The 13,050-nt window shown below is 41.5% G+C and carries 6 protein-coding genes; 5 read left to right on the top strand and 1 reads right to left on the bottom strand.

All coding sequences use genetic code 11. From position 1 onward, the window contains the following. Window positions 1-254 precede the first annotated feature (254 nt). The 3 genes from F6K23_RS30935 (at window position 255) to F6K23_RS30925 (ending at window position 9,108) form a co-directional block, all read left to right on the top strand. A complete protein-coding gene (locus F6K23_RS30935; protein ID WP_293163152.1) occupies window positions 255-5,687 on the top strand; it encodes an ATP-binding sensor histidine kinase in 5,433 nt (1,810 codons plus the stop codon). A gap of 65 nt (window positions 5,688-5,752) precedes the next feature. Next, complete coding sequence (locus F6K23_RS30930) at window positions 5,753-7,747, top strand: ATP-binding protein (protein WP_293163150.1); 1,995 nt, start codon at window positions 5,753-5,755, stop codon at window positions 7,745-7,747. 2 nt (window positions 7,748-7,749) lie between these two features. After that, complete coding sequence (locus tag F6K23_RS30925) at window positions 7,750-9,108, top strand: response regulator (protein ID WP_293163148.1); 1,359 nt, start codon at window positions 7,750-7,752, stop codon at window positions 9,106-9,108. Between the two features lie 52 nt (window positions 9,109-9,160). On the opposite strand, the gene F6K23_RS30920 is transcribed toward F6K23_RS30925, so the two are convergent. Beyond that, window positions 9,161-9,391: a hypothetical protein gene (locus F6K23_RS30920; protein WP_293163146.1), complete on the bottom strand. Its 231-nt coding sequence runs from the start codon at window positions 9,389-9,391 to the stop codon at window positions 9,161-9,163. A gap of 592 nt (window positions 9,392-9,983) precedes the next feature. On the opposite strand from F6K23_RS30920, the gene F6K23_RS30915 reads away from it, so the two are divergent. Next, window positions 9,984-12,785 carry a hybrid sensor histidine kinase/response regulator gene (locus F6K23_RS30915; RefSeq protein WP_293163144.1) on the top strand — a complete coding sequence of 934 codons (2,802 nt, stop codon included), beginning with the start codon at window positions 9,984-9,986 and terminating at the stop codon, window positions 12,783-12,785. 84 nt (window positions 12,786-12,869) lie between these two features. After that, the coding region (locus tag F6K23_RS30910) for a hypothetical protein (RefSeq protein WP_293163142.1) at window positions 12,870-13,050 on the top strand (181 nt) is incomplete at its 3' end.

Genomic DNA, 13,050 nt, shown 5'->3' with positions numbered 1-13,050 from the left:
AGTGTTTTTAAACCCTCAAATCCTGAAAATCTTATATAGTAAGCTTTTGAGGCTTTTGAATTTTTATTTCCCAACAACTCTATTATTAATTATTAATTATTCGGTAATTAGCTACTAAAAATTACATTTTCGATCATTCGATCACAATTTGTGGATTTTTCGGAGGTATCTAAGAGTTGGACTTTCACAAAAAAATGAAGTAAACTAGGCTTAATATCATAAAATTTAGACTCAACGACTAACAAACCAAGCCAATGATTGAGACAAAGACAATTAAAATCGCCAATTATCAAGGCTTTGAACTAATTCATGAAAGTAGTCGCACCGAAGTCTATCGCGGTCACAATTTGGAGAATGGACAACCAGTCATCATCAAATTGATGCGCAATCAATATCCATCCTTTAGAGAATTGGTGCAGTTTAGAAATCAATATGCAATTAGCAAAAATCTAGAGATAGAAGGCATCATCAAAACATACACCCTCCAACGTTACGAAAACCGCTACGCCCTAATTATGGAAGATATGGAAGGCGTATCTTTGGCCGAGTATGAAGGAAAATCGTCCTTCTGTGTCCCCCAATTTCTTGATATTGCCATCCAACTAGCAGAAATTCTACACCAACTCCACAATAACTCAATTATTCATAAAGATATTAAGCCAGCAAATATAGTAATTCACCCGGAAACCAAACAAGTAAAATTAATCGATTTTAGTATTTCTACCCTCTTACCGAAAGAAACTCAAACCGTTCAAACCCCTAATGTCTTAGAAGGAACCCTAGCTTATTTGTCTCCAGAGCAAACAGGACGGATGAATAGAGGAATTGACTATCGCAGTGATTTTTATTCACTCGGAGTCACATTTTATGAATTACTGATGGGAGATGTACCCTTTCGCAGCGATGATGCCTTAGAACTTATTCATGCTCATATCGCCGTTTCTCCCGACCCTCTGAGCAACTGGGTAGTATTGGGTGGAGATTTATGTCCGCCAATTCTCTCGGATATTGTTCTCCATCTGATGGCCAAGAATGCCGAGGAACGCTATCAAAGTGCTTTGGGACTGAAATATGACTTAGAGAAATGTAGAAAGCAATGGGTGGAAACTGGGAAAATAGAGTCTTTTGAGTTAGGAGAGCGGGATATTTGCGATCGCTTCATCATCCCAGAAAAACTCTACGGACGGGAAAAAGAAGTGCAAGCACTACTGGATGCCTTCGAGCGAGTGTCTAATCCCCCCCAAACCACTCTTACCAAGGGGGGAGGTAGAGCAGAAATGATGCTAGTTGCTGGATTTTCTGGTATTGGGAAAACAGCCATCGTTAATGAAGTTCACAAACCCATCGTCAAACAACGAGGTTACTTTATCAAAGGGAAATTCGACCAATTCAATCGCAATATTCCCTTCAGTGCCTTTGCGATCGCCTTCCGCAGTTTAATGGGGCAAATTCTCAGCAAATCTGATGCGGAATTAGCCAATTGGAAGACTCAAATTTTGGCAGCGTTGGGCAATAACGGACAGGTCCTCATTGATGTTATCCCGGAACTGGAAAGGGTAATTGGAAAACAACCTCCTGTCCCAGAACTTTTCGGAAGTGTGGCACAAAATCGCTTTAACTTACTATTTGAGAAATTCATTGCCGTCTTTACCACCAAAGAGCATCCCTTAGTCATCTTTCTCGATGACTTGCAATGGGCAGATTCGGCATCATTGAATCTGATCGAGGTATTGATGGGTAATAGCACTACAGGATATCTACTGCTTCTGGGAGCATATCGCGATAACGAAGTGTTCCCCACCCATCCTCTGATGTTGACCTTAGCAGACTTGAAAAAGCAGGAAGCAGGTATTTCCACTATTATCCTGGCTCCCTTATCCGTGCATCATATCAATCAACTCGTCGCAGAAACAATGAATTGCCAAGTCGAGCAATCTCAACCTCTGACAGAATTGGTTTATCAAAAAACTCAAGGGAATCCCTTTTTCACCACACAGTTTTTGAAAGGATTATATGAAGATGAATTGATTGTATTTAATCGCAATTTTGGATATTGGGAATGCGATTTGGTGGAGGTACGAGATGCTGCTATTACTGATGATGTGGTGGAATTTATGACAGGACGGTTGCAGAAACTGCCCGCAGCAACACAGGAGGTGTTAAAGTTAGCTGCTTGTGTTGGCAACCAGTTTGATTTGGAGACTTTGACTGTTATTTGTGAAACTCCCTCAGAAGAAGTGGCGAGCAAGCTTTGGAGTGCGCTGCAAGAAGGAATGATTTTACCCCTTGGAGAAACTTACAAGTTTTTCCAGGGGGAGATTGATTCTAGTCCAACCGAGGGGATAACTGTAAATTATCGCTTCCTGCACGATCGCGTCCAACAAGCTGCCTATTCCATGATTCCAGAAGACACAAAACAAGCAACTCATTATCAAATCGGCCAACAGTTTCTGGCAAGGTTATCGATAACAGAGCGTGAGGAGCGAATCTTTGATATTGTCAATCAAATCAATATCGGTCAAAGTTTGTTGGTTGAAGAGACTGAGAAAAAACAACTGGCCGAATTGAATTTAAAAGCAGGTCATAAAGCTAAAGCTGCCACTGCCTACGAAGCAGCAAAAAATTATTTCAAAATCGGCATTAGCTTGCTAGAAAGAAACAAACGAGATTTATATGAGATAGTATTTGAACTCCATCTCAATCTAGCAGAGACAGAGTTAATGACTGCAGATTTTGATGCTTTAGAAAAAAGCATATCTGCATCATTCAATTTAGCTAATTCTCCTGTAGATCAGGCCAAGATATACGTTATTAAAATCAATCAATATTCTTTACAAGGATTGTATATTGAAGCAATTGAAACGAGCTTAGAAGGCTTGAATTGCTTGGGAGTTGATGTCAACAGAGATAGTGTCAAAAAGATAGTTGAAGAAGATTTATGCTATCTCGAGCAAACCCTAGAAAATATCCCGATTGAATCTTTGCTGGATTTACCTGTTGGAAACAATCCAGAAGTCAAAGCGACCATAGAGCTATTGATGAATGTACTATCTGCTGCATATAACGTTTCTGACATAAATTTATATACTTTTACTGTGGTCAGGAATGTTCGTTTGTCAATAGAGCATGGTAATATTCCTAAGTCAGTTGCTGGTTATGTTAACTATGCTTGGCTTTTAGGAATAGCAAAAAAGCAGTACCAACGAGCAGCAAAATTTGCCGACCTTGCCCTAAAACTGAGTTATAAGCTTAATAGCAAGTCTCAGCAATCAGGTGCTTGCTTCTTATTGGGTACTGGAATTCATTGTTGGTCGAGACCGATAGAGGGTGCTGCCGAGATTAATTACGAAGGGTTTTTGGCAGGGATAGATTCTGGCGAACTTCAATACGCTGGATATAATTTATTTGCCAATATCCTCAATAGGTTATTTAAGGGTGAAAACCTAGCAAATATTGTCGCGGATATAGACAAATATTGGTCGATCGCAGAAAGAATACACAACGATCTTGCGTTGAGCATTCTTGCAGCTTGTAAATTCTTTATAGATAAACTGCTTCAAACTCCAGAAAATAAAAATGGCGAAGTTTTATCAACAGAAGAAATAGCTTGGATAGAACGCCATAAAGCATCACAATCTCATCTGCCTCTCGGCATTTATTACATTGGCCAAATGCAAGCAGCTTTTTTGAACCAGAATCTGGATCGAAGCATTGACTATGAAATAGAAGCTCGTAAATTTCAGGCAGCTTGGGCAGGTTCTGTTGGAGCTATTAACTATTACTACTATGCTTCTCTGAATTTATGGGCAATTTATGATAGTTTCAGCAAAACAGAACGCCAGAATGCACTAGAGAAAATTGCAGATAATCAAGAGCAACTGAAGATTTTATCTGATAGTTGTCCGGAAAACTTTCTGCATAAGTATCTGCTTGTAGAAGCGGAGCAATATCGGGTTGAAGGCAACAAAATCAAAGCAATAGAACTATACGACCGCGCAATTTCCGGAGCAAAAGAAAATGGTTATATCCAAGAAGAAGCTCTTGCCAATGAACTATTTGCCAAATTTTATCTTGACTGGGGACGAGAAAAAGAGGCTTCGGTATATATGCAAGAAGCCTACTACTGCTACGCTCAATGGGGAGCTAAGACGAAAACACAGGCTCTCGAAGTCTTTTATCCCCAACTGTTAAAACCTATTTTACAACGAGAAGATACTTCTTTATCTTCCAGTGCCAGCATTTCTCAAATCACCAGCAATTCTTATTCCCAAACCGCAACGGTTGCTAATATTTCCTCTATTCTCGACTTTTCTTCTCTCTTAAAAGCCTCTCAAACCTTATCTGGAGAAATCGAACTAGATCCCCTCCTCTCCACAGTCATGAAGATTATCATCGAAAATGCCGGAGCTACCAAAGGTGCATTATTATTAACCAGTGAAACCGGATTGACCATAGAAGCGATCGCCACTCGTACTGAAGATAGCAGTAAATTAACCATAGATTCATTAAATCAATCCATTCCCCTAGAAGAAAATATTGACTTACCTGTAGGATTGATTAACTATGTCCGACGCACCACAGAAACTGTACTTTTAGATGGCAAAGCTGCCCAACAACAGTTTGCTGCCGATAACTATTTATTAAGTTTTTCTCCTCAAAGTTTGCTATGTATGTCTTTACTAGAGCGAAGGAAATTAATCGGCATTCTCTATTTAGAAAATAGTTTAACTGCTGATGCGTTTACCAGCGAAGGTGTAGAAATTCTTGATACTCTCTGTGCTCAAGCAGCAATTTCTCTAGAAAATGCCAGATTGTATCAACAAGCGCAACAAGCTCTCAAGGATTTACAAGAAGCTCAACTGCAATTAGTACAAAATGAAAAAATGGTAACCTTGGGCAATCTGGTAGCAGGAATTGCCCACGAAATTAATAATCCCGTTGGGTTTATTGGAGGAAATATTAAGGTCGCTCTTGAGCATTTGCAAAATTTACTTGATGGTCTTTCTCTGTATAAAAAATATGCCTCTATCCCCGATGAAATAATTGAAGAAATTGAACAGCTAGATTTGGATTTTGTAGCGTCAGATTTCCCAAAACTGATAGAATCAATGCAAGCAGGACATGATCGCATTTGCAATATCAGTACATCTTTGCGCACTTTTTCACGCACGGATACCAATGCCAAAACCGAGTTTAATCTACACGACGGAATAGATAGCACCTTATTAATCTTAAAATATCGCCTCAAAGCTAATGAAAACCGTCCAGCTATTGAAGTGGTGAAAAATTATGGCAATATTCCCCTAGTGAAATGCTATGCGGGGCAAATTAACCAAGTGTTTATGAATCTGTTGGCTAATGCGATCGATGCTTTGGATGAAAGCAATGCTGGAAAAACTTTTCAGGAAATAGAAAAAAAACCCAATCGCATTACGATTGAAACAAAATTAAGTAACTCTGATCATAGTGTAATTGTGCGTATTTCTGATAATGGAGTGGGAATGCCCGAAGAGGTAAAAGCGAAAATATTCCAACAAGGATATACCACCAAAGGAGTGGGCAAAGGAACAGGTTTAGGGATGGCGATCGCTCAGTCTATCGTCGAAGAAAAACACGGTGGCGCAATCTCTTGTCATTCGGAACTCGGAAAAGGGACAGAGTTTATTATTGAGCTGCCGATTGGTTGAATTTGACTATCACTTATCATCTTTGTAATAATTAATTGTCAACAATCAAAGAATCGGAGGTCTTTATGAACACTTACGATCATAACTTGTGGGTTCTCGACGATGAACGACACACAATTTCCCTCGCAAAATGGCAAAAGACCATTGATGTGATGGCTAACATTTTTCAAGCACCTGCAGGGTTTATCGTGCAGCATACAAATCAAGGATATCAGGTGGTCATTGCCAGTCAACAAGAGTCCAATCCCTATCCTGCGGGAGGAGGAATTATTCCTCTCAATTGTAATATATTCTGTCGCAAAATTATGCAAACTCGTGAAAAGCTCTACGTGAAAAATGCTAAAGTCGATCCCTATTGGGATGATAATCCCGAGGTTGCGCAAGATGGTTTTATGTCCTACTATGGCTTACTCGTAAACTGGCCTGACAATACTCCCTTTGGCACAATTTGCGTGATGGATTTCAAAGAGACAGATTACCAGAAAGACTATTTGGATTTGATGGAAGAACTGCGAAATCTCGTTGAACACGATCTACGACTTTTTGAACAATACCAAACTACAGCCAAACTCGCAACGAATCTGGAAAAAAACAATTACGAATTAATGGAAGCAAAAAAACAGGCCGATATAGCCAACCAAGCGAAAAGCTCCTTCATCGCCAATATGAGCCACGAATTGCGATCGCCCCTTAACGCCATCCTCGGATTCACGCAAATCATGACTCGTTCTCAAACTCTCCCCCCAGAACATCAAGAAAGCGTCGGCATTATCAACCGCAGTGGAGAGCATCTTTTAACCCTAATTAATAACGTCCTCGACCTCTCCCAAATCGAAGCGGGACGCATTACCCTCAACGAAAAAAACTTTGACCTGCATCGCCTGCTCGATGACATTCACGATATGTTCCAACTCAAGGCCAATGATAAAGGCTTGCAGTTGCTCTTAGAACCCGCAGAAAATCTCCCCCGCTACATTCGCACCGATGAAGTCAAACTCCGCCAAATCCTGATTAATTTGATTAACAATGCCCTCAAATTTACCGAACAAGGAGGCATTTCTATTCAAGTAAGCCAGCAATCCTCGCTTACCAAGGGGGGGAAGGGAGAAGGGGGGATTATCCAACAACCAACAACAATATATTTTGCAGTCGAAGACACCGGGGCAGGAATCGCCCCGGAAGAACTCGACAAGCTCTTTCAAGCCTTTAGCCAAACTGAAAGTGGCAAACAAGCGCAGGAAGGCACTGGGTTAGGACTCTCCATCAGTCGTAAATTTGCAGAGTTAATGGGGGGAGAAATGAGGGTGACCTCTCGCGTCGGAGAAGGAACAGTCTTTAGTTTTGATATTCAATATCAAGAAGTGGCAGCCACCGATGTAGAAGTATTAAGAGCTAAACGTCGCATCATTGCCCTTGAACCCGGTCAACCCCGCTATCGCATTCTCATTGTCGATGATAAACCCGTCAATCGCCAGCTTTTAATCCATTTGCTCAATCCTTTGGGTTTCGAGTTGCAAGAAGCCAGCAATGGTAAAGAAGCTATTAAAATCTGGGAGGAATGGGAACCCCATCTGATTTGGATGGATTTGCGGATGCCGGTGATGGACGGATTTGAAGCCACCCAAAAAATTAAAGCCAGTACCAAAGGAAAAGCGACGACAATTATTGCTCTGACTGCCAGTGTTTTAGAGGAAGAACGGGCGGTGGTATTATCGGTAGGATGCGATGATTTTCTGCACAAACCCTTCCGAGACGAACAAATCTTTAAAGCTCTCGAACAACATATAGGAATTCGTTACATCTATGAAGAGATAGAGCCTCCCTCTGAGGACAATGCTCAACAAAAGGAAGTACTGACAGCAGAAAATTTGCAAGCACTCTCCCCAGAACTGCAACTGCAATTGCGTCAGGCGGTGATTAGTGCGAGCAAGAAAAAAATCGGGGCAGTGGTAGCGGCTATTGCAGAACAAAATCCGGCTTTATCGGAAGCTATCGCTACTTGTTTCCATAACTTTGAATATGATAAAATTTTAGATTTTATCCCCAAAGAGGAGGTTTAAAGATGAATGCGGACTCCATGTCACTCGGTCAAATTGCTGTGGTAGATGATACGGCAGCGAATTTGCATCTCCTCTGTAATCTGTTGGAAAATGCTGGCTATGACGTCCGTCCTTTTCCAAGGGGAGCAATTGCCTTAGAAGGGATTTCCTATTCGCCTCCAGATTTGATCCTGCTGGATATTCAAATGCCAGAAATGAATGGCTACGACATCTGCGAGAAACTGAAAAGCAATGAATCTACGGAAAATATTCCCGTGATTTTTATCAGTGCGTTCAATGAAACCTTTGATAAAGTGAAAGCCTTTCAGGTTGGAGGGGTGGATTATATTACCAAACCCTTCCAAGCGGAAGAAGTTCTCGTAAGGGTGGCTACTCACCTCGAACTGTACCAAATTAAAAAGCAGTTGCAAACAACCAATAGCGTTCAAGCAGAACAACTTGTAGTACAGAATGCTCAACTCCTGCATCTCAATCAATCTTTACAACAGGCAAATCAACAATTGCAACGCAACTATGAGAAACTCAAACAGACTCAACTGCAACTGATACAAACAGAAAAGATGGCGACTTTGGGGGACTTGGTAGCAGGAGTGGCTCACGAAATTAATAATCCTATTGGGTTTGTTGAAGGGAATCTTCGTGCAGCCTTTGAGTATTTGCAAGATTTACTGACTATACTTTCTTTATATGCAGAAAATACCTCTCCACCAGAGTCAATTATCTCAGAGATTTCGGTTCTAGATCCGAAATTTATTGCGGAAGATTTTCGTCAACTAATGGTATCAATGAAAAAAGGATGCGAACGCATTCGCAAGATCAGCATATCTTTGCGTATCTTTTCCCGCAAGGATACCGCCAGTAAAACTGAGTTTAATTTACATGAGGGAATTGACAGCACCTTGTTAATCTTAAAATATCGCCTGAAAGCAAATAAAGATCGTCCAGCCATTGAAGTGGTTAAAAATTACGGTAAAATTCCGCCAGTGAAATGCTATGCGGGGCAAATTAACCAAGTATTTATGAATCTGTTGGCTAATGCGATCGATGCTTTGGATGAAAGCAATGAAGGTAAAGTTTTTGAAGAGATAGAAAAAAGGCCGAATTGCATTACAATCAGCACAGAGTTAAGTAGCTCGGATAATAGTATAATTGTGCGTATTTCTGATAATGGAGTGGGAATGCCCAAAGAGGTAAAAGCGAAAATATTCGAGCAAGGATTTACCACCAAAGGAGTGGGTAAAGGAACGGGTTTGGGCATGGCGATCGCCCATCAAATAGTTACAGAAAAACACGGTGGTCAGATTACCTGTAATTCTCTAGTTGGGCAAGGTACAATTTTTACAATCATGATTCCCAGATAAAATCTGGCATTTCTTTCCCAGCAAAAACCACCAAGCAAGCATTCCGGTTGCACTAATAATTCACATAGACAACTGTAAATATATCTAAGAGTTGGACTTTCAGAAAACAATGAAGTAAACTAGGCTTAATATCATAAAATTTAGACTCAACAACGAGCAAACCAAGCCAATGAATTATACCAATTTCATAAAATATTGCTACAGTCTCAACACGGGCAACAGCTCCGGAAGGCAACAGCGGTGCGACCCCGCGACGACGCCAGCTCGCTTGCGGAATGCGCACTCCTGTGAGGTAACAGGCAACAGGGAAAGAAAAACTGGATAAAAAAGGGGGAAAAATGCTTAACTTTGAAATTTGATGGATATATACAATTTTTAATTGTAGCAATAAATCACAAATTAAGATGTAACTACCTTTTTTGAATTTGGTATTACTTCAATCGGCGAATATCCTAAATGCTAGTCCTTGTTCGCATCTTCTCCCTCGTAAATGAGTTCGCTGAAATCCTAATTTTTTGACAAAACAACAACCAGATCTATTAGACTTTATTAATGCACTTCAACACTTAATATCAAATCCGTTGGCTTCGCAGTAATATAATTCTGTTGATCGTCATACAATGTGTAAGGGCGCAATTCTGCAGCTTTGCATTAGCAAATGGCCATTCGCCCCTACAATTCTTTAATACTGAATAATATCATGTCCGAAGGCAATCGTTTGTGTAAAAGTTAGCGTGGATATCTACAGGGAATTTAAGTTTCTTTCTTGTCTTAAGCCTTCCTGCCTTCCGGAGCTGTTGCCTACCTTTGCTATACAATACCGATGCTACCGGACATGATATAACACCGATGCTACCGGATTTGATATAACTCCTATGTTAGAACCAATAACCCCCTCTAGTCCCTCAACTGTCCCACGTCGTTTCAAACTCCCCCTCCGCTCGGTTTTAATTATCCCCTTTATTTTGCAAATCTTTGTGGCGGTGGGATTAGTGGGTTGGTTCTCCTTTCGCAATGGACGGCAAGCAGTGAATAATGTTGTCGATCAGTTAAAACAAGAACTGACTGACCGCGTAGAAGCAACAGTCCTTTCCTTCCTAGAAGTTCCTCACCAAGTCACTCGCATTAATCTAGATGCTATTCGTCAAGGTTATTTGGATGTAGATTCTTCCATTGATATTAATCTACCCTTGAGACGTTACTTCCTCAATCAAATTCAACAATTCGATACAGTTAGTGTCATTGGTTATGCTAATGAAAAATTAGAATATCTTGATTTAGAAAAGGAAATCGTTGGGGATGACAAGAATCTGATCGTCACCCTATCCGGTCAATCAACAGGTTACACTCAAGTTGTTTATGAGATTGACGAGCAAGGATATCTCGGACGAGCATTTTCCAAAACCCCTAATTACGAACCGACAGAGCGTCCCTGGTATAAATCAGCAGTTGAAACTGGAGAAGCGGTTTGGTCCCCCATCTTTGTGTTTGTGAGTCAGCCAAAAATTGGCATTGCTGCTGTAACTCCTGTCTTTGAAGCAGACTCTAAAACTGTAAAGGGTGTCACTGGAGTCAATATCACCCTCGAACACATTAGCAATTTCTTGGAAAAGCTAAAAATCGGCAAATCAGGGCAAGTGTTTATTGTTGAATTGGATGGTTCTTTAGTTGCCACATCTACAGGTGAACCCCCCCTCCGGATTAAAAAACAGAATCAAGAGTCAGTCACCAAAAGAATCACAGCAACAGAAAGCCAGAACAAGTTAACTCGTGCCAGTGCTGAGTATATTGTAGGGCAATTCGGCGTGTTAGACCAAATCAAAACCACCGAAAAACTCGACTTTAAATTGGATGGGGAGCGTCAATTTTTGCAAGTAACTCCCCTTATAGACGAGCGGGGTATTGAATGGCTGATTGTCCTCGCCATTCCCGAAAAAGACTTCATGGAACAGATCGATGCCAACGGTCGGCAAACCATCGCTCTCTGTTTGCTTGCTCTAGGAGGAGCAACTACTCTAGGTCTGTTCTCATCCGAGTGGATAGCAAAGCCGATTTTGCGCTTGCAAGAATCCGCAGGGGCGATCGCCAATGAAGGCCAACTCATTCACAAAGTTGACATTCGAGGTATCACTGAATTAGAGAATCTCGGCACATCCTTCAACAAAATGTCCGAGCACTTACAAGCATCCTTTAGTGCTTTAGAACAAGCTAATACCCAACTTGAACAACGAGTGCAAGAGCGAACCGCCGAATTAGAAGTCGCCAAAGAAAAAGCCGAAGTGGCGAACCAAGCCAAAAGTTCATTTATTGCCAACATGAGTCACGAGTTGAGAAGTCCATTGAATGCTATCCTCGGTTTTGCCCAAATGATGACTCGTTCCCAAAGTCTCCCTCTCGAACACCAAGAAAACGTTGGCATTATCTACCGCAGTGGAGAACACCTCCTGACTCTGATCAACAACATCCTCGACCTCTCCAAAATAGAAGCTGGTAAAACCACCCTTAACGAAAAGAACTTTGACTTGCACCGACTCCTTGACGACATCCACGATATGTTCCAACTCAAAGCTGATGGCAAAGGGTTGCAATTGTTACTCGAAAGAGACGAAAGAATACCACGTTACCTGCGCACCGACGAAGTGAAACTACGTCAAGTCCTGATCAACCTGCTCAACAATGCCATCAAATTCACCGAAGTAGGAGGTGTTATTCTGCGAACTAGCACCGTTGATAACCCCAAAAATTCCCAGCTCAAAGGGATATCCTTTGCTGTGGAAGACACTGGAGCAGGAATTGCCGCAGAAGAACTAGACAAGCTCTTTGAAGCTTTTGTTCAAACTGAAACCGGAAAACAGGCGCAAGAAGGAACAGGGTTGGGGTTGCCCATATGCCGTAAATTCGTGCAGTTAATGGGTGGGGATATTCAAGTCAGCTCCGAAGTGGGAAAAGGGACAATCTTCAGTTTTGAGATTCAAGCTGAAGAGGTGGAAGCAGAAAACGTAGAAAGTCAAAAACCAAAGCGGAGAGTTATCGCTCTCGCCCCCGACCAACCCCGCTATCGTATCCTGATCGTAGATGATAAAATCCTCAATCGCCAGTTGTTAGTGAAATTGCTCAATCCTCTAGGGTTTGAACTCAAAGAAGCGAGCAACGGCAAAGAAGCCATCGAAATTTTCGAGGTATGGGAACCTCATTTGATTTGGATGGATATGCGGATGCCAGTCATGGATGGTTATGAAGCCACTCAGAAGATCAAAGCGACAACAAAAGGACAAGCAATAGCAATAATTGCCTTGACTGCAAGTGTGTTAGAAGAAGAAAAAGCGATAGTCTTATCAGCAGGGTGTAATGCTTTTATGAGGAAGCCATTTCGAGAGGAAGATATTTTTGATGCGATGCACAAGCATATCGGAGTAGAATTTATCTATGAAAAAACACAAGAAAAAACAACAAAGCAAACCAGAGAGATATTAACGCGAGAAAATTTAGCAGCATTACCCGAAGAATGGCAAAGAGGATTAGAGGATGCTATCCTGAGTTCAGATCGTAAAACTATGAATGGTATACTGGAGAAAATTTCTCTGGAGCATGAGGAGTTAGCAGAGGCTTTACAAAAATGTCTTTATAACTTCGAGTATGAAAAAATCTTGAATATTTTATCATGTCCGGATAATTAGATATCTCCAGAAAAGAGGCAACAGGCAACAGGGATAAATAATTAGACCTCTCCGGAAAAGAGGGAGTAGGGAGTAGGGTATAGATTGAGAGTGTGGGGAGTGTGGGGAGTGTGGGGAGTGTGGGAGGTGTGGGGAGTGTGGGAGGTGTGGGAGGTGTGGGGAGTGTGGGGAGTGTGGGGAGTGTGGGGAGCGTGGGGGGTGTGGGGAGTGTGGGGAGTGTGTGAGATCGGAAGACAGCACGTCGAAACTCAAGTCACTCGTAATC

The organism is Okeania sp. SIO2C9 (assembly GCF_010672455.1).
Lineage (GTDB): Bacteria > Cyanobacteriota > Cyanobacteriia > Cyanobacteriales > Microcoleaceae > Okeania.
The sequence above is the reverse complement of the archived record's forward strand: the minus strand, read 5'-3'. Positions and strand labels throughout refer to the sequence as shown.